Origin of the sequence: Microbacterium sp. LWS13-1.2, assembly GCF_040144835.1 — a bacterium.
GTDB lineage: Bacteria > Actinomycetota > Actinomycetes > Actinomycetales > Microbacteriaceae > Microbacterium.
In genome coordinates this window covers 4,188,728-4,205,849 of the sequence record NZ_CP151632.1, presented here as the reverse complement: position 1 = coordinate 4,205,849, position 17,122 = coordinate 4,188,728, and the positions used below count along the sequence as shown (strand labels likewise).

General features: G+C 69.9%; 17 protein-coding genes. 3 read left to right on the top strand and 14 right to left on the bottom strand.

All coding sequences use genetic code 11. The features are described from left to right. Window positions 1–20 precede the first annotated feature (20 nt). From MRBLWS13_RS19370 to prmC, 10 genes are all read right to left on the bottom strand, one after another. The gene (locus MRBLWS13_RS19370) at window positions 21–917 is read right to left on the bottom strand and encodes a F0F1 ATP synthase subunit gamma (RefSeq protein ID WP_331912938.1); all 897 of its coding nucleotides are present in this window, start codon (window positions 915–917) and stop codon (window positions 21–23) included. Between the two features lie 20 nt (window positions 918–937). Further along, the gene (atpA, locus tag MRBLWS13_RS19365) at window positions 938–2,575 is read right to left on the bottom strand and encodes a F0F1 ATP synthase subunit alpha (RefSeq protein ID WP_349426941.1); all 1,638 of its coding nucleotides are present in this window, start codon (window positions 2,573–2,575) and stop codon (window positions 938–940) included. A 78-nt stretch (window positions 2,576–2,653) separates the two neighbouring features. After that, complete coding sequence (locus MRBLWS13_RS19360) at window positions 2,654–3,445, bottom strand: F0F1 ATP synthase subunit delta (RefSeq protein ID WP_349426940.1); 792 nt, start codon at window positions 3,443–3,445, stop codon at window positions 2,654–2,656. Next, a complete protein-coding gene (locus MRBLWS13_RS19355) occupies window positions 3,445–4,002 on the bottom strand; it encodes a F0F1 ATP synthase subunit B (RefSeq protein WP_349426939.1) in 558 nt (185 codons plus the stop codon). Before MRBLWS13_RS19355 ends, MRBLWS13_RS19360 begins: the two co-directional genes overlap by 1 nt. A 28-nt stretch (window positions 4,003–4,030) precedes the next feature. Further along, window positions 4,031–4,267, bottom strand: coding sequence for an ATP synthase F0 subunit C (gene atpE / locus MRBLWS13_RS19350; protein ID WP_159845304.1), 237 nt, complete (start codon window positions 4,265–4,267; stop codon window positions 4,031–4,033). Window positions 4,268–4,313: 46 nt separating this feature from the next. Continuing rightward, entirely contained in the window at window positions 4,314–5,108 is a 795-nt protein-coding gene (gene atpB / locus MRBLWS13_RS19345) for a F0F1 ATP synthase subunit A (RefSeq protein ID WP_349429114.1), read from the bottom strand. 165 nt (window positions 5,109–5,273) lie between these two features. Further along, a complete protein-coding gene (locus tag MRBLWS13_RS19340; RefSeq protein WP_349426938.1) occupies window positions 5,274–5,762 on the bottom strand; it encodes a hypothetical protein in 489 nt (162 codons plus the stop codon). After that, complete coding sequence (locus MRBLWS13_RS19335) at window positions 5,759–6,961, bottom strand: MraY family glycosyltransferase (protein WP_349426937.1); 1,203 nt, start codon at window positions 6,959–6,961, stop codon at window positions 5,759–5,761. The genes MRBLWS13_RS19340 and MRBLWS13_RS19335 overlap by 4 nt, the downstream gene beginning before the upstream one ends. Next, window positions 6,958–7,734 (bottom strand): L-threonylcarbamoyladenylate synthase, encoded by a 777-nt coding sequence (locus MRBLWS13_RS19330; RefSeq protein ID WP_349426936.1) that lies wholly within the window; start codon window positions 7,732–7,734, stop codon window positions 6,958–6,960. The genes MRBLWS13_RS19335 and MRBLWS13_RS19330 overlap by 4 nt, the downstream gene beginning before the upstream one ends. A gap of 41 nt (window positions 7,735–7,775) precedes the next feature. Further along, window positions 7,776–8,654 carry a peptide chain release factor N(5)-glutamine methyltransferase gene (prmC, locus tag MRBLWS13_RS19325; protein ID WP_349426935.1) on the bottom strand — a complete coding sequence of 293 codons (879 nt, stop codon included), beginning with the start codon at window positions 8,652–8,654 and terminating at the stop codon, window positions 7,776–7,778. A 201-nt stretch (window positions 8,655–8,855) separates the two neighbouring features. Between prmC and cysK (MRBLWS13_RS19320) the strand changes: the two genes are divergently transcribed. From cysK (MRBLWS13_RS19320) to epsC, 3 genes are all read left to right on the top strand, one after another. Continuing rightward, window positions 8,856–9,794: a cysteine synthase A gene (cysK, locus tag MRBLWS13_RS19320; protein ID WP_349426934.1), complete on the top strand. Its 939-nt coding sequence runs from the start codon at window positions 8,856–8,858 to the stop codon at window positions 9,792–9,794. 92 nt (window positions 9,795–9,886) lie between these two features. Next, entirely contained in the window at window positions 9,887–10,840 is a 954-nt protein-coding gene (gene cysK, locus MRBLWS13_RS19315; protein WP_349426933.1) for a cysteine synthase A, read from the top strand. Then, a complete protein-coding gene (gene epsC, locus MRBLWS13_RS19310) occupies window positions 10,837–11,421 on the top strand; it encodes a serine O-acetyltransferase EpsC (protein WP_349426932.1) in 585 nt (194 codons plus the stop codon). The genes cysK (MRBLWS13_RS19315) and epsC overlap by 4 nt, the downstream gene beginning before the upstream one ends. A 28-nt stretch (window positions 11,422–11,449) precedes the next feature. On the opposite strand, the gene MRBLWS13_RS19305 is transcribed toward epsC, so the two are convergent. The 4 genes from MRBLWS13_RS19305 to prfA form a co-directional block, all read right to left on the bottom strand. Beyond that, on the bottom strand, window positions 11,450–14,242 hold the full coding sequence (locus tag MRBLWS13_RS19305) for an AAA family ATPase (RefSeq protein ID WP_349426931.1): 2,793 nt from the start codon (window positions 14,240–14,242) through the stop codon (window positions 11,450–11,452). A gap of 73 nt (window positions 14,243–14,315) precedes the next feature. After that, window positions 14,316–14,714 (bottom strand): hypothetical protein, encoded by a 399-nt coding sequence (locus tag MRBLWS13_RS19300; RefSeq protein WP_349426930.1) that lies wholly within the window; start codon window positions 14,712–14,714, stop codon window positions 14,316–14,318. Between the two features lie 185 nt (window positions 14,715–14,899). Continuing rightward, window positions 14,900–15,856, bottom strand: coding sequence for a hypothetical protein (locus MRBLWS13_RS19295; RefSeq protein WP_349426929.1), 957 nt, complete (start codon window positions 15,854–15,856; stop codon window positions 14,900–14,902). A 182-nt stretch (window positions 15,857–16,038) separates the two neighbouring features. Continuing rightward, complete coding sequence (prfA, locus tag MRBLWS13_RS19290) at window positions 16,039–17,118, bottom strand: peptide chain release factor 1 (RefSeq protein WP_349429113.1); 1,080 nt, start codon at window positions 17,116–17,118, stop codon at window positions 16,039–16,041. Between the last annotated feature and the right edge of the window lie 4 nt (window positions 17,119–17,122).

Sequence of the window (17,122 nt, the reverse complement as noted above, 5' to 3'; positions counted from 1 at the left end):
TTCGTGTGGTCTGATGCGCGCTACTTGCCCGAGGAAAGGGCATCAGCGCCGCCGACGATCTCGGCGATCTGCTGCGTGATCTCGGCCTGGCGCGCGTTGTTGCGCAGGCGCGTGTAGTCGGTGATGAGCTTGTCGGCGTTGTCGCTGGCGGACTTCATCGCCTTCTGCGTCGCGGCGTGCTTGGCGGCCGACGACTGCAGCAGCGCGTTGAAGACGCGGCTCTGGATGTACACCGGCAGCAGCGCGTCGAGCACGGTCTCGGCGTCCGGCTCGAACTCGTAGAGCGGGTACACCTGCGCCGACGACTGCTCCTCGGCCTCGACGACCTCGAGCGGAAGCAGGCGCACGGTCTCGGGCGACTGCGTCATCATGCTGACGAAGCGGTTGTAGACGAGGTGGATCTCGTCGACGCCGCTCTCGTCGCCACCGCGGTCGTACGCGTCGAGCAGGGTGGCGGCGATCTCTTCGGCCGTGGTGAAGTGCGGCGTGTCGGTGTCACCCGTCCACTCGGCCGCGCTCTCCATGCGACGGAACTGGAAGTACCCGACGGCCTTGCGCCCGATCAGGTAGAACACCGGCTCCTTGCCCTGCTGCCGGAGCAGCTGAGCAAGCTCCAGGCCCTCGCGGAGGATCTGCGAGTTGAACGCGCCGGCCAGGCCCCGGTCGGACGTGAAGATCACGACCGCGGAGCGGCGGATCGTCTCGCGTTCGACGGTCAGCGGGTGGTCGATGTTGGAGTGCGTCGCCACGGCGGACACGGCACGCGTCACGGCCCGCGCGAAGGGCGAGGACGCGCGCACACGCGCCATCGCCTTCTGGATGCGCGAAGCCGCGATGAGTTCCATCGCCTTCGTGATCTTCTTGGTCGTCTGAGCAGAACTGATCTTCTGCTTGTAGACCCGGAGTTGTGCGCCCATGGTTGTGACCCAGGCCCGCCTTAGCGGCGGCCCTTGACGATCTTCTCCTGGTTCACGTCGTCCGCCTCGGCAACCGCGACCTCTTCGTGGCCCGGCTTGCCGATGGCCTGGCCCTTGCCGGCCTGGAACTCGAGGATGAAGTCGTCGGTCCGCTTCGTGAGCTCTGCGACGGTGTCGTCGTCGAGGACGTTCGTGTCGCGCAGCGTGTCGAGGATCGTCGTGTTGCGACGCAGGTAGTCCAGCAGCTCGCGCTCGAACGACAGCACGTCCTCGACCTCGATCGAGTCGAGCTTGCCGTTGGTGCCGGCCCAGATCGAGACGACCTGCTCCTCGACCGGGTACGGCGAGTACTGCGGCTGCTTGAGCAGCTCGGTCAGGCGCGCACCGCGGGCGAGCTGGCGACGGGATGCGGCGTCCAGGTCGGAGGCGAACATCGCGAACGCCTCGAGCGAGCGGTACTGGGCGAGCTCGAGCTTGAGCGTGCCGGAGACCTTCTTGATCGACTTCACCTGGGCGTCGCCGCCGACGCGCGACACCGAGATGCCCACGTCGACCGCGGGACGCTGGTTGGCGTTGAACAGGTCGGACTGCAGGAAGATCTGGCCGTCGGTGATCGAGATCACGTTGGTCGGAATGTACGCCGAGACGTCGTTCGCCTTGGTCTCGATGATCGGCAGCCCCGTCATCGAGCCGGCGCCGAGCTCGTCGGACAGCTTCGCGCAGCGCTCGAGCAGACGCGAGTGCAGGTAGAAGACGTCGCCGGGGTAGGCCTCGCGGCCCGGCGGGCGGCGGAGGAGGAGCGACACGGCGCGGTACGCCTCGGCCTGCTTGGACAGGTCGTCGAAGATGATCAGGACGTGCTTGCCCTCGTACATCCAGTGCTGGCCGATGGCCGAGCCGGTGTACGGCGCGAGGTACTTGAAGCCGGCGGGGTCGGAGGCGGGAGCCGCGACGATGGTCGTGTACTCCAGCGCGCCGGCGTCTTCGAGTGCGCCCTTCACGGCCGCGATCGTCGAGCCCTTCTGGCCGATTGCGACGTAGATGCAGCGCACCTGCTTGTCGACATCGCCGGACTCCCAGTTGGACTTCTGGTTGATGATCGTGTCGATCGCGATGGCGGTCTTGCCGGTCTGGCGGTCGCCGATGATGAGCTGGCGCTGGCCGCGGCCGACCGGGATCATCGCGTCGATGGCCTTGATGCCGGTCTGCAGCGGCTCGTGCACGCTCTTGCGCTGCATGACGCCCGGCGCCTGGAGCTCGAGGGCGCGGCGTCCGACGGTGGCGATCTCGCCGAGTCCGTCGATCGGGTTGCCGAGCGGGTCGACGACACGGCCGAGGTAGCCGTCGCCGACGGCGACCGAGAGCACCTCGCCGGTGCGGGTGACCTGCTGGCCGGCCTCGACACCGGAGAACTCGCCGAGGACGACGACACCGATCTCGTGCTCGTCGAGGTTCAGCGCGAGGCCGCTCGTGCCGTCGCCGAACGTCACGAGCTCGTTCGCCATGACACCGGGCAGGCCCTCGACGTGGGCGATGCCGTCCGCGGCGTCGACGACGGTGCCGACCTCGGTGGCCGCAGCCCCGGTGGGCTCGTAAGCGGCGACGAAGTCCTTCAGCGCGTCACGGATGACGTCGGGGCTGATAGAGAGATCTGCCATTGTTTTCCTTCGTTCATGGGGCCTCGGCCCCGAAAGCTCCGCGCGGTTCCTGTCTCGGCCCCGTGCGGGAAGTCTGTGTCAGCCGGCGAGCCGCTGACGGAGGTCGGCCAGTCGCGCCGACACGCTCGCGTCGATCACGTCGTCCGCGATCTGCACGCGCACGCCGCCCACGACGGTCGGGTCCACGATGGTGTTCAACGACACCGGGGTTCCATACCGCTTGGACAGCGCCGCGGTGAGTCGCTCGCTCTGCGCGGCGCTCAGGGGCGCTGCGGCCACGACCGTCGCGACGGCCCGGTTGCGCTGGTCGGCGACGATGTCCGTCGCGCGCGTCAGCAGCTGACGAATGCGCCGCTCGCGGGGCTGGCGGACGAGGGATGCCGCGATCAGCGTCGCCCCCGCGCTCGCGCGACCCTTCAGCAGCGACTCGACGAGCGTGCCCTTGGCGGCCGAGTCTCCCAGGCGGCGACCCAGCGCGAGCTCGAGCTCGGGGTTGTCCGCCACGGTGCGCGCGAAGGCGAACAGCTCGGCCTCGACGTCGGCGTTCGCATCGGCGACCGCCGCTGCCCGCACCGCGAGCTCCTCGATGCCGTCGATGAGATCGTCGGACGAGGACCAGCGCTGGTCGACGGCGGTCGTCAGCAGCGACGCCGTCGTGGGCTTCACGGTCTTGCCGAACACGTCGGCGACGGCCTGACGGCGGGCCTCGGCCGGCGCGGCGGAGTCGGCGAGCGCGCCGCTCAGCTGCGACGAGTCGCCCACGGCGCGCGCGACGGCGAACAGCTCGCCGGCGACGTCGAGGTCGACGCCCGACGCGGCGCGCAGCGCCGCCGTCGTCGCCGCCAGGGCCTGAGTGGACGCGCTGCCCATTACGCCTTCGCCCCTTCGGACTCTTCGAGCTCGGCGAGGAAGCGGTCGACAACGGCCTGAGCCTTCTTGTCGTCGGAGAGCGACTCGCCGATCACGCCGCCGGCGAGGTCGAGGGCGAGCGTGCCCACCTCGCTGCGCAGCGACACGAGTGCCGTCTGGCGCTCGGCTTCGATCTGGGCGTGTGCCGTCGTCGTCAGACGCGTGGCTTCCACCGCAGCGGTCTCCTTGGCCTCGGCGACGATCTTCTTGCCGTCCTCGCGGGCGGCGTCGCGGATCTCACCGGCCTCCTTGCGCGCGTCGGCGAGCTGAGCGGTGTACTCCTCGAGCGCCGCCTCGGCCTTGCGCTGGGCCTCGTCGGCCTTGGCGATGTTGCCCTCGATCGCCGCTGAGCGCTCGTCGAGCAGCTTCTTCATCCGGGGAAGGGCGACCTTCCAGAAGATGACGAGGATGACGATGAAGCACACCGACGACCAGATGATGTCGTACCAGGCGGGGAGCAGAGGGTTGTGCGCTTCGGCGCCCTCTTCCGCGGCGTACGTGACAAGAGCGTTCAGCATCCTGTCTCCTTAAGACTGGTTATCGGGATCAGAAGCCGAAGATGAAGCCGGTCGCGATGCCGATGAAGGCGAGCGCCTCGGTGAAGGCGATACCGATCCACATGAGCACCTGCAGGCGCCCGGCAAGCTCGGGCTGACGGGCCACGCCCTCGATCGTCTTGCCGACGACGATGCCCACGCCGATGGCCGGGCCGATGGCGGCGAGACCGTATCCGACGGTCGCGATCGAGCCGGAGACCTCTGCGAGAACCGTAGTTGCGTCCACGGGGGTGTTTCCTTTCGGTTGTGGGCGGCCTTCCGGCCGTCCCGTATCAGTGCTCTTCGGCGACCGCGAGCTGGATGTAGACCGCGGTGAGAAGGGCGAAGACGTACGCCTGGAGGACGGCCACCAGGATTTCGAACAGGGTGAAGACGAAGCCGAATGCGAGGCTGCCCGCGCCGAGCGTCGTCCACCAGCCGCCGAGGTCGACGATGAAGAACTGCGTCGCGGCGAAGAACAGGACCAGCAGCAGGTGGCCGACCATCATGTTCATCAGGAGTCGCAGCGTCAGCGTGACCGGCCGGATGATGAAGGTCGAGATGAGCTCGATCGGCGTCACGATGATGTAGATCGGCCACGGCACGCCCGACGGGAAGAGCGAGTTCTTGAAGAAGTTCTTCGGGCTCTTCTTGATGCCGGCGTAGATGAACGTGACGTAGCTCACGATCGCGAGGGTCAGCGGCACGGCGATGATGCTGGTTCCGGCGATGTTCAGGAACGGGATGATGCCCGTGATGTTCATGAACAGGATCATGAAGAACATCGTCGTGAGGATCGGAAGGAAGCGCTGGGCGTCCTTCTTGCCGAGCAGGTCCTCCCCGATGTTGACGCGGACGAAGTCCAGGCCCATCTCGACGAGGCTCTGGAAGCGCCCGGGAACGACCTTCATGCGGCGCGTGCCGAGCCAGAAGATCACGACCACGGCGATCGTCGCGAGGAACTGGATCAGGTGGATCCGGTGGATCGGGATGACGCCGAAGGCTTCGAAGAGGATCTCAGGGAAGAACTCGTCGATCGAGGGTCCGTGGAACTCCGGCGGAGCGTCCGCGGCAATGGGGGCGATCAGGGTCGCAGCATGAGTAAACAGCGCTGGCTCCAGCTTCGGGGCACCGGTCGAGAACCGTTGCGACGATGGTCGATGAGCGTCACTCCGCAAGTACTCGCACAGCGAGCGGCGGGCGCTTGATCAGCCTATCAAACTTGAAAGGTTCCTGAATCCGCGCCCAGGGGGTCACCCCGCCTCGGGCGGCCCGTCGCGGCGGTCTCCGGCGTCGGGGTCGGTCGGCAGCTGCACGTCGCTCACGTGGGGCACTCGCATCCGCATCATCACCACGACATCTACCGCGAGCGATGCCAGCACGCTCACGACCGCCGCGACGAAGAACACGGCGGGTTCGATCCACGGCTGACCGCGGATGATGAACAGGATGGCGATGAACACCACGAACTTCAGGATCCAGCCGCCCATCACGATGCCGAAGAAGACGGGCACGTAGAGGTCGCTGGCGTACCAGCGATTCGCGATGAGGATGCTGGCGCCCGTGATGCCGAGGAACACCGCTGCGACGAGGACGCCGAGCAGCGCGCTCCACAGGCCTTCCGTGCCCGCCACGAGGAATCCGACGACGGCGCCGACGACCGCGAGGATCGCCGTCACCGTCCCGGACCACACCAGGACGGTGCGCAAGATCGGGGTGCTGGAGATGGGGGTGGCGCTCATCGGGCGTCCTCCTGTGCGGGCGCAGGATCGGGCTGCGGTTCGGGTGGCGTGTGCGCCACCGTCGCGCGCGGCGCGCGACGGTGCGAGGGAAGGAAGGTCACGACGAGGCAGGCCGCGATGCCGACGACGCCGTAGAGCACGCCGAAGAGGTAGTCGCCCGGCCATTCGAGGGTCGTGCCGATGTACATGAGCAGCACGGACAGGCTGACCAGCGCGGTCCAGGCGTAGAAGATGAGGACGGCATCGCGATCGGTGTGCCCCATGTCGAGCATGCGGTGGTGCAGGTGCTTGCGGTCCGGCGAGAACGGCGACTTGCCCCTGCTCATGCGGCGTACGACCGCGAGGCCGAAGTCCAAGAGCGGCAGCAGCACCACGACGACGGGCAGGAGGATCGGGATGAAGGCACCGAGCAGCTGCGACCGGCCGAATGCGTCGTTGTCGGCGATCATGGCGGGATCGAAGTTGCCGGTGATCGAGATGGCCGAGCACGCCATGAGCAGCCCCAGCATGAGAGCGCCGGCATCCCCCATGAACAGTCGCGCAGGACTCCAGTTCAGCGGGAGGAAGCCGATGCAGGCGCCGATGAGCACCGCGGCGATGAGGGACGACAGCGTGAAGTACGTGCTCGAGCCGATGTCGCGGAAGACCATGTAGGAGTACGCGAAGAAGACCACGTTGGCGATCAGGCAGACACCGGCGACGAGGCCGTCGAGCCCGTCGATGAAGTTGACGGCGTTCATGACGACGACGATGGAGAACACCGTGAGGGTGAAGCTCGCCCAGCTGGAGAAGATGGTCATGCCGCCGAGCGGCAGCGTGTAGATCTGCAGCTGACCGAACCACGCGATCACGCCGGCGGCGAGGAACTGTGCGCCGAGCTTTATCATCCAGTCGAGGTCCCACAGGTCGTCGAGCACCCCGACCACCACGATGAGCGCCGTCGCGCCGAGCAGCGCGTACATCTGCTGCGGCTGCGCCCAGACGATGGAGAAGTAGGGATGCTGCGACGACACAGCGAAGGCCGCCAGCACGCCCAGGAACATCGCGATGCCGCCCAGACGCGGCGTCGGCGTCGTGTGGACGTCGCGCTCGCGGATGCCGGGATACAGCTTGTACCGGAGGCTCAGTCGCCAGACCGCCCACGACAGGACGAAGGTGACCGCCGCCGTGAGGAGGATCGTGAAGACGTATTGCTTCACGAGCTGCCGGGCTCCGGCGCCTCAGGCGTGCCCGCGCCGGCCGCGTCGGTTCCCGAGGCGTCACCGAAGCCGGGCTCGGAGGCCGGGATGTCCTCCTCGTCGGAGCCCGGATCGGGCTCGAGGAGGTCGCCGAGCACGTCGCGCAGCTGCGCGCGGCTCACCGCGCCCTCGCGGAGGACTTTCACCCGCGGCTCCTCGCCGCCGATCAGGCTCGTGGCGTCGATGATGGTCGACGGAATGCCGGTCTTGGAGGGTCCGTCACCGAGGTAGACGGCGACGCTGTCCTGCAGCATCCCCTGCGCGTCCTCGGCGGTGATCCCGGCGGCCATCCCGGTGAGGTTGGCGCTCGACACGGCGAGTGGCCCGGTCTCCTCCAGGAGCTCGAGGGCGATGCGGTGGGCGGGCATGCGCACCGCGACGGTGCCGCGCGTCTCGCCCAGGTCCCACGACAGCGACGGCTGCGCGGGAAGCACGATGGTGAGGCCCCCCGGCCAGAACTCCTCGACGAGGCGCTCGATCGGCTCGGGCACCTCGGCCACGAGCGCGCGGAGCGTCGTGGCACCGGCGACCAGCACGGGCGGCGGCGACTGGCGCCCGCGTCCCTTGGCAGCCAGGAGGCGCGCGACGGCCTGATGGTCGAAGGCGTCGGCGGCGACGCCGTATACGGTGTCGGTGGGGATGACGACGAGCTCGCCGCGGGCGATGGCCTGGCGCGCCTGGCGCATGCCGGTGAGCAGCTGCGCCTCGTCACGGCAGTCGAAGATGGGGGACATGTCGCCCGCCAGTCTAATTGCGAGCGGCACCGACCCCATGATCAGGGGCGCAGGGCCGTCGTGGCGCGGTCGCGCATCGTCAGATCGGGGTGCGTCGCGGTCGCGCGCCAACCGTCTGCGGCGAGGATCCCGCGGATCGCTTCGCCCTGCCATTCGCCGTGTTCGATCACGATCGTGCCGCCCGGGTGTGCGAGGCGCAGGCCCACGCGGCTGAGCACGCGGATGACGTCGAGGCCGTCCTCTCCCCCGTAGAGCGCGGCCGGCGGGTCGAAGAACCGCACCTCCGGGTCGCGCGGGATGGCGGCATCCGGAACGTACGGCGGGTTGGATGCCACGACCGAGACGGTTCCGTCCAGCTCGGGGAAGGCATGGGCGAGGTCGATGAACGCGAGCGCGGCGTTGTCGGCGCCGACCTGCGCGAAGTTCTCCTTCGTCCACACGTACGCGTCGACAGAGTTCTCGGCGGCGAACACCCGCGCGTGCGGCACCTCGGTCGCCATCGCGAGCGCGATCGCACCGCTGCCGGTGCCGAGATCGACGGCGATCGGGGACGGGGATGCCGCGACCCACAGCGCGTCGATGGCCAGCTGCGCGACCATCTCGGTCTCGGGGCGCGGCACGAAGACGCCGGGGCCGACACGCAGCTCGAGGTGGCGGAAGGGTGCGGAGCCGGTGATGTGCTGCAGCGGCTCGCGCGTGGCGCGACGCGCGACCAGTTCGTCGAGCCGGCGCTCGTCCAGCGCGGCGATCGCGTCGCCGCGGAAGGCGGCGGCCTGCACTTCCCCACGACCGACGTCGAGGACGAAGGCGGCCAGCAGCTCCGCGTCGACGGCGGGGTCGGCGATGCCGGCGGCGGCCAGGCGTGCGGTCGCGCGCGCGAGCGCGTCGGAGAGGAAGGGGGAATCGTCGCGAGAAGCCATGACCGCATCCACTTTAGGCCCGGCTCTCGCCGCTCCCGGCCCGTCGGGCGCTCTCGCAGCCGCCTCCGGACGGGGTCTCACCTGCTCTCGGGTGCGCAAGGGTACCCGTGCGCGACCAGGCTTTCGTCACAGAAGGACTCACACGAAAACGCGCCCCCTAGGCTGTTTCTCGACCAGCCGTGACCCGCGAAAGGCCCCGACATGACCGGCATTCATCCCGATATCACCTCCGCCTTCGGCAACACGCCGCTCGTGCGCCTGAACCGCGTCGCGGAGGGTGTGGGCGGGAATGTGCTGGCGAAGCTCGAGTTCTACAACCCGGCTTCCAGCGTGAAGGACCGGCTCGGCATCGCCATCGTCGACGCCGCCGAGGCATCCGGTCAGCTGCAGCCCGGCGGCACGATCGTCGAGGCCACCAGCGGCAACACCGGCATCGCGCTCGCGATGGTCGGCGCCGCCCGCGGCTACCGCGTCGTGCTCGCCATGCCCTCGTCGATGTCGATCGAGCGCCGGCTGCTCCTCAAGGGCTACGGCGCAGAGCTCGTACTCACCGACCCCGCCGGCGGCATGAAGGGCGCCGTCGCGAAGGCCGAGGAGCTCGTCGCCGAGATCCCGGGCGCCGTGCTCGCGCGTCAGTTCGAGAACGAGGCGAACCCCGAGATCCACCGCAAGACCACCGCCGAGGAGATCCTCCGCGACACCGACGGCCAGATCGACTACTTCGTCGCCGGCATCGGCACGGGCGGCACGATCACCGGCGTCGGCCAGGTGCTCAAGGAGCGCGTGCCCGGAGCCAAGGTCGTCGCCGTCGAGCCGGCCGATTCCCCGCTGCTGACCAAGGGCACGCCCGGGCCGCACAAGATCCAGGGCATCGGGCCGAACTTCGTCCCCGAGATCCTCGACCAGAGCGTGATCGACGAGGTCATCGACGTCGAGTTCCCCGACGCCATCTCGACCGCGCGTGCGGTGGGCGAGAAGGACGGCATCCTGGTCGGCATCTCGTCGGGCGCCGCCATCTGGGCCGCCCTGCAGGTCGCCGCCCGTCCCGAGGCGGAGGGCAAGAACATCGTCGTGATCGTCCCGTCGTTCGGCGAGCGCTACCTGTCGACCGCGCTGTTCGAGGATCTGCGCGAAGATTGACACGTCACGACGGCGCGCCGGCCACCCCGACCCGTTCGGGCGCCGGCGCGCCGTCGCCGTCTTCCCGCGCCGCCCGAACCGAGGAGCACCACGTGCCCGGCATCCATCCCGACATCACCACCGCATTCGGTGAGACCCCGCTCGTGCGCCTCAACGCGCTCACGGAGGGTCTCGGCGCGGAGGTGCTCGCCAAGCTGGAGTTCTACAACCCCGGCTCGTCGGTCAAGGACCGTCTCGGCTACGCCCTCGTCGAGGCCGCGGAGGCGGCGGGAGAACTGCAGCCGGGGGGGACGATCGTCGAGTCCACCAGCGGCAACACCGGCATCGCGCTGGCTCTCATCGGCGCCGCCCGCGGCTACAAGGTCATCCTCACGATGCCCGCGTCCATGTCGAAGGAGCGTCGGACGCTCCTGAAGGCATTCGGCGCCGATCTCGTGCTGACCGATCCGTACAAGGGCATGACCGAGGCGGTCGACGCCGCCAAGCGCATCGTCGACGAGACGCCGGGAGCGATCCTCGCCCGCCAGTTCGAGCACGAGGCGAACGCCGCGATCCACCGCAGCACCACGGCCGAGGAGATCTGGCGCGACACCGACGGTCACGTCGACTGGTTCGTCGCGGGTTCGGGCACGGGCGGCACGATCACCGGCGTCGGTCAGTTGCTCAAGGAGCGCAACCCCGCCGCGAAGATCGTCCTGGTCGAGCCGAAGGACTCCCCCGTGCTCACCGAGGGCCGCGCGGGCGGCCACCGCATCCAGGGCATCGGCCCGAACTTCGTGCCCGACGTGCTCGACCGCTCGGTCGTCGACGAGATCTTCGACGTCGAGTTCGACGACGCGATCCGCGTCGCGCGCGAGCTCGCTACCCGCGAGGGCATCCTCGCCGGGATGTCGGCGGGCGCCGCGGTGTGGGCGGCGCTGCAGATCGCGGCGCGCCCGGACGCGGCCGGTCAGCGCATCGTCGTGATCGTGCCCGATTCGGGCGAGCGCTACCTGTCGACCGCACTGTATGCGCACCTGCGCGACCCCGAGGAGGAGTCGAAATGACCGACGAGCGCATCGGGTTCGTCGCGCGCGTACGCGAGGATGTGGCCGCGGCGAAGCTGCGCGACCCCGCGGCACGCGGCGGCCTGGAGATCGCCGTGCTGTACCCGGGCCTGCACGCCATCTGGGCGCACCGGGTGTGGCACGCACTGTGGACCCGCGACGTGCGGTTCGTCGCCCGCGCGGGGTCGCAGGTCACGCGCTGGCTCACCGGCATCGAGATCCACCCCGGCGCCACCATCGGCCGCCGCTTCTTCATCGACCACGGCATGGGCGTCGTGGTCGGCGAGACCGCCGAGGTCGGCGACGACGTCATGCTCTACCACGGAGTCACGCTCGGCGGCCGCCAGCGCGAGGGCGGCAAGCGGCACCCGACCATCGAGGACGGCGTCGCGGTCGGCGCGGGCGCGAAGATCCTCGGGCCCATCACGATCGGCGCAGGGTCCGTCGTCGGCGCCAACGCCGTCGTCACCAAGGACGCGCCCGCCGACTCCGTGCTGGTCGGCGTGCCGGCGAAGCCGCGCGCCCGTCGTGCCGGGGACGACACGCGCGCGTTGCTGACGACGCCCGAGTACCACATCTGACGCGGATCTGCGCAGAGCGGATGCCGCCTCAGGCGGCGGTGCGGCGATAGATCGCCGCGGCGGCGGTGCGTGACGGCGCCTCCAGCTTGCGGAGAATCGCCGACACGTGCACCGACACGGTCTTCACGCTGATGTAGAGGCGCTCGGCGATCTGTCCGTTGCTGAGGCCTTCAGCGACCAGCTCGAGCACCTGCTCCTCGCGGGCGGTGAGCACCGAGCGCGGCGCGACGCCGGCGAGTCCGGCATCCGTCATCACCTCCTGGGCGCGTGCGGCCAGGCCGTCCGCACCCAGCTCCGCGGCGTACGCCGCGGCCGCCGACAGGATCTCGCGCGCCGCCGTGCGGTCGCCCGCGGCGAGCACCTCCTCGCCTCGGCGCACCCGGGCGTACGCGCGGACGTACGCCGGACCGGCAGCGTCCACCGCCGATCCCCACGAGCCCTCGCCGAGCTCGGCGGCGAAGACGGCTGCCCAGAGCGGGGTCACCGGCCAGTCGGCGAAGGATGCCAGCACCGCGCGGTACGGCTCGATGTCGGCATCCTCGCCGCGCTCGCGGAGCATCGCGACGGCGCGCGCCGCGACCGCCGTGAGCGGCAGCGCGAGCACGCCGCCGGCGGGCGTCTCCCACGCGGCCCGCGCGTGCGAGAGCGCCTCGTGGGCGTCGCCGCGGGCGAGCGCCAGCTCTCCGAGGTCGTAGGCCATGCCGAACCGGGTCTGGAACTCGTAGGCGCCGAACATGTCGAGCTCGAGGCGCGCGGCCTCGAGCGCGGCCTCGGCGCCGTCGATGCGTCCGCGCCAGATCGCGAGGCACACCAGGCGCTCGCGCAGGAAGGCGGAGTACAGCCCCGGCTCGACCATCGGGAGCAGGGCGCCCAGCTCCTCGGCCTCGCGCAGCCGGCCCGCGTAGATGTGCGCCTCGATCATGTTGGCCTCGATCATCACGAGAGGGCCGAGATCCGCCACGTGCGTGCGCCCGTACTCGTGCCCCTCACGTGCCACGGCGACAGCTTCCTCATACCGGCCGACCAGCATCAGCGCGTTGGAGTAGTTGATGTAGTAGCGCATCATCGCGCGGACGAACCCGCCCGCCTGCGCACGCGCCTGCGCGAACAGCGCGAGGCCGCTCTCGTCGCCCGCAGTCGTCCGGCAGGTCGCCGCGATCAGCAGAGCCTGCACGAGGATCTCGGCGGCGAAGCGGTCGCCCGCGGTGGCCGCGGGCTCGGCCGTGGCATGCGCACGTGCCGCGACCTCGGTGCCGAGGCTCTGACGCCCGTTGAGCATGTGCACGCGCGCGGAGCTGAGGAGGAGCCCCGCCCGCTGCACGTCGTGGCGCGGATCGTCCTCGAGGATCGCGAGCGCCTGCTCGATGCTCTCGACGCCGTCCGACACGCCCGCCTGGAACTCGATCGTGGCCAGGTCGCCGAGCATGTCGGCGCGACCGACGACGTCCTCCTCGGGCCAGAAAGCCACGGCCTCCCGCGCGAACGCGAGGGCTCGGTCGTTCCGGTTCGCCGACACGAGCGCTGCTGAGGTCCGGCGGAGCAGCTTCACGCGCGTCGTCCCGCTGACCGTCTCGGGGTCGGTGACGGCATCCCAGAGCTCCAGCGCCCGCTCCCCCGCCTCGGCGGCCGTAGACCACGCCGACGCACCGCTCGCGGCACGCTGCGCGGCCACCGCGGCCGCGAGCGCCCGATCGGGGACGTGGGCGGCCCGCCAGTGGTGGGCGATGTCGGCGAGCACACGCGCCGTGGGCGCCGCCGCCTCCCAGGCGACGGCGTACGCGGTGTGCAGGCGCGTGCGCTCTGTGGGAAGGAGCTCGGCATACACCGCCTCCTGCATGAGGGCGTGGCGGAACGCATACGCGTCGTCGCGGATCACGACGACCTGCGCGTCGACCGCACTGCGCACTGCGTCCTCCAGAGCGGACTCCTCGCCCTCGAAGACGGCACGCAGCACCGGGTCGCCCACCTCGACTCCGCCGGTCGCCAGCACGCGGGTGAAACGCCGGGCCTCGGCATCCAGTCGCTCGTAGCGCAGCAGCAGGACGTCGCGCAGTGATATCGGCAGCCGCTCGCCCGAGAAGCTCGCGAGCTCTTCGACGTAGAACGGGATGCCGTCGCTGCGGGCCGCGATGTCGAGCAGCACCTCGGCGGCAAGCGTGCCGCCGTGCACGGCGGTGGCGAGCGCGCCGACCTCGGCGGGACTGAGGCGTGCGAGCGGTCGATGCGTGAGCAGACGAGCCCGGTCGAGCTCGGCGAGGACCGGCCGCAGCGGATGCCCGCGCCCGACGTCATCGGTGCGGTACGACAGCAGCACGAACAGCGGCAGCACCGCGGCACGGCGGACGAGGCGTGCGGCGATCTCGCACGTGGTGCTGTCGGACCAGTGGAGGTCCTCGATGATCACCACCAGGCGATGAGTCCGCGCGAGGTTCGAGAACGTCTCGACGACGACGTCGGCCAGACGCTCGGCGTCGCCGGGACTGTCCGCCAGTGCGGGCACGAGCACGCCGAGCGCGTCGGCGGCGGGGCCGGCGGCCCCGCGCACGGCATCCACTCCCAGCGCGTCGACCAGGTCCCGCAGCAGATCCGTGATCGCGGTGAGCGGGGCGGGGCCCGAGCCCGAGTCCACGGATGCGCCGTGGAGCACGATGACGCCGTCGTCGAGCGACTCGGTGAAATCGCGCAGCAGGCGCGTCTTTCCCATGCCGGCGTCGCCCGACACCACCACGGCTCGCCCTTCCGAGCCGACGGCGGCGATCTCGTCGCGCAGGGCGTCGAGATCCGCCTGCCGGCCGACGAGGGGAACGCGGCCGATCTGCATACCGCCCATCATCCCATCAGCCTGGCGCCCCAGGAGTCCGTGGCGGATCGGGAGGAATCCCTATCTTCCGTCGTCAGCTGCGGCGCTCCTGCACCTTGTTCTTGATGAACAGCGGCGGCAGCAGCCACGTGGCGAGCGCCGTCACGAGCCAGACGACGAGGGTGCCGATGATCCATGCCACCGGACCGTCGATCCCGATGCCGGCCGCCGGGATGAGCACCGCGATCAGGAGTGCGACGAACGTCGAGAGCAGGCCGATCCCGCCGATGAGCGCGTTGGCGTGCCGGCGCGTGATCTTGAACAGCCACGGCGCCAGGATGCTCTGCAGCACCGCGAAGATCACGACGGCCAGCAGGATCCCCCACCAGTCGTCCCAGTGCAGCGAGAACCCAGGGAGGATCAGGTCGGCCGCGATGAGGCCGAGTGCCGCCGAGACGAGGAAGATCAGGGCGCGGATGAGGAACGTGAGCACGCTCGAAGCCTAGCGGCGCGGCATCCCTCCCCCGCGGCATCCCTCTCCTCGCGGTTGACTTGCCGTCTATGTACGCGACACGCCTGGCGTGTCGTGCATATACGACAAGTCAGCTGGGAGAGCGTGGCGCCCCCGAGGCGAGCGTGGTTCGCGGTGCGGCGGTGCGGGGATGCGGCGGTGCGGCGTCAGGACCGGTCGCGAAGCGCCTGACGGGCGAGACGCGTCAGAACGTTCGGGTCGACGAAGACCATCTGCGCGGTGACACGAATCACCCGCCAGCCGGCACGGACCAGCAGCTCGTGCTTCTCGAGATCCCGACTCCATTGCACCTTGTCGGTGCGGTGATGGTCACCCTCGTACTCGAAGGCGATCTTGAGCCCTCGGTAGGCGAGATCGACGCAGCCGATGAACTCCCCCGCGTCGTCATACACATCGACATCTGTCTCGGGCTCCGCCAGACCGGCATCCACCAGGGTCAGCCGCATCCATGTCTCCGGACGCGACGCAACGCCTCCACGAACGCGCGCCAGTGCCTCTCGCTGCGCCACGACTCCGCGCCGCTTCGGCAGCTGCACCGCCTCGAGCTCGGCGACGGTGCCGAGCGCCGGGGGCATCACCCTGCCGCGCGGACCAGGGACGCGATCCACTCGGACTACGGCGTCCGCAGCGGCGACGAGATCGTATGGATGCCGCAGCACTCCTCCCAGAAGCGCCCACGTCACGACCGCGGACGTCACCCGCAGTCCGTGCCCGTCGGGCCTCACGACCTGAACGCCCGGTGCGACGAGTTGATGGCCCCGGACCCCTGTGCCGCGAGGCGCTCGACGCGGCGAGACGACGGAGACGTGGAGGTCGTTGTCGGCGAGCAGCGGCAGCGGGATGCCCCACAGAACTGCAGCGGTCGTGTGCGAGAAGAACTCGTGTGGCCCCATGTAGGCACTGAATTGCCTGGCTCGCAGTTCGATGGTCCTGCGCTGGCGTTCACCGGCGGCGAGGTCTTGCTCGGTCTCGTCGTCTTTGACCGCGCGAAGCCCGTGGAAGGGCCGGTCCAACAGGTTCGCGTCGAGTTCGCGACGCGCGAACCCGGCGCGCAGGCCGTCGCGTACGGTGAAGGCCCTCGATAGGTCGATGTGCTGCTGCATCCTTCCGAGCGTCGCACGTTCGCCCCTGAGCTGCCGCGTTCTCTCCACAGCCCCCGCCCCACGGTGCGTGACTTGTCGTATATGCACGCGACACGCCGGCGTGGCGCGTACATATACGACAAGTCACCGAGTGGGGTCGGGCGCGCGGAGCGGCGGCGACGGGGGCGGCGGGGCGACGGGGGTCAGGCGTCGCCGCCGAGGGCGGCGAGGCGCGCCTCCTCGTCGGCGGTGATCGCCGATTCGATGATCGGCTCGAGCGCACCGTCCATCACCTGGTCGAGGTTGTACGCCTTGTAGCCCGTGCGGTGGTCGGCGATGCGGTTCTCGGGGAAGTTGTACGTGCGGATGCGCTCGGACCGGTCCATGCCGCGGATCTGCGACCTGCGGGCGTCGGATGCCGCCGCCTCGAGCTCTTCCTGCTGCTTGGCGAGCAGGCGTGCACGCAGCACGCGCATGCCGGCCTCGCGGTTCTGCAGCTGCGACTTCTCGTTCTGCATCGACACGACGATCCCCGTCGGCACGTGGGTGATGCGCACCGCCGAGTCGGTCGTGTTGACCGACTGGCCGCCCGGACCCGACGAGCGGAAGACGTCGATCTTCAGGTCGTTCTGGTCGATGTGGATCTCTTCGGGCTCGTCGACCTCGGGGAACACCAGCACGCCGGTCGTCGAGGTGTGGATGCGCCCCTGCGACTCGGTCGCCGGCACCCGCTGCACGCGATGCACGCCGCCCTCGTACTTGAGGTGCGCCCAGACGCCCTGCGCGGGGTCGGACGAGGACCCCTTGATCGCGACCTGGACGTCCTTGTACCCGCCCAGATCGGACTCGTTGCGTTCGAGGAGCTCGGTCTTCCATCCCTTCGACGCGGCGTACTGCAGGTACATGCGCAGCAGATCGGCGGCGAACAGCGCCGACTCGGCACCGCCCTCGCCCTGCTTGATCTCCATGATCACGTCACGCGCGTCGTCCGGGTCCCGCGGGATCAGCAGCCTGCGCAGCCGCTCCTGGGCCTCGCCGAGGCGCGCCTCGAGCGCGGGCACCTCCTCGGCGAACGCCTCGTCCTCACGCGCGAGCTCGCGGGCGGCATCCAGATCATCGGATGCCGCCAGCCAGTCCTCGTTCGCCTTCACGATGCGCGACAGCTCGGCGTAGCGCCGGTTGACCCGCTTCGCGCGCGCCGCATCGGCGTGCACCGCGGGGTCGGAGAGCTCCTCCTGCACCGCGCGGTGCTCGTCGATCAGCGCCCGGACGGAATCGAACATCGCG

Bases quoted from the DNA above. Each gene is read 5' to 3' on its own strand.
- MRBLWS13_RS19295 (WP_349426929.1), bottom strand. From the start codon at position 15,856: ATGCAGCAGCACATCGACCTATCGAGGGCCTTCACCGTACGCGACGGC.
- atpA (WP_349426941.1), bottom strand. From the start codon at position 2,575: ATGGCAGATCTCTCTATCAGCCCCGACGTCATCCGTGACGCGCTGAAG.
- epsC (WP_349426932.1), top strand. From the start codon at position 10,837: ATGACCGACGAGCGCATCGGGTTCGTCGCGCGCGTACGCGAGGATGTG.
- MRBLWS13_RS19360 (WP_349426940.1), bottom strand. From the start codon at position 3,445: ATGGGCAGCGCGTCCACTCAGGCCCTGGCGGCGACGACGGCGGCGCTG.
- MRBLWS13_RS19340 (WP_349426938.1), bottom strand. From the start codon at position 5,762: ATGAGCGCCACCCCCATCTCCAGCACCCCGATCTTGCGCACCGTCCTG.
- MRBLWS13_RS19330 (WP_349426936.1), bottom strand. From the start codon at position 7,734: ATGTCCCCCATCTTCGACTGCCGTGACGAGGCGCAGCTGCTCACCGGC.
- MRBLWS13_RS19355 (WP_349426939.1), bottom strand. From the start codon at position 4,002: ATGCTGAACGCTCTTGTCACGTACGCCGCGGAAGAGGGCGCCGAAGCG.
- prmC (WP_349426935.1), bottom strand. From the start codon at position 8,654: ATGGCTTCTCGCGACGATTCCCCCTTCCTCTCCGACGCGCTCGCGCGC.
- MRBLWS13_RS19370 (WP_331912938.1), bottom strand. From the start codon at position 917: ATGGGCGCACAACTCCGGGTCTACAAGCAGAAGATCAGTTCTGCTCAG.
- MRBLWS13_RS19305 (WP_349426931.1), bottom strand. From the start codon at position 14,242: ATGCAGATCGGCCGCGTTCCCCTCGTCGGCCGGCAGGCGGATCTCGAC.
- prfA (WP_349429113.1), bottom strand. From the start codon at position 17,118: ATGTTCGATTCCGTCCGGGCGCTGATCGACGAGCACCGCGCGGTGCAG.
- cysK (WP_349426934.1), top strand. From the start codon at position 8,856: ATGACCGGCATTCATCCCGATATCACCTCCGCCTTCGGCAACACGCCG.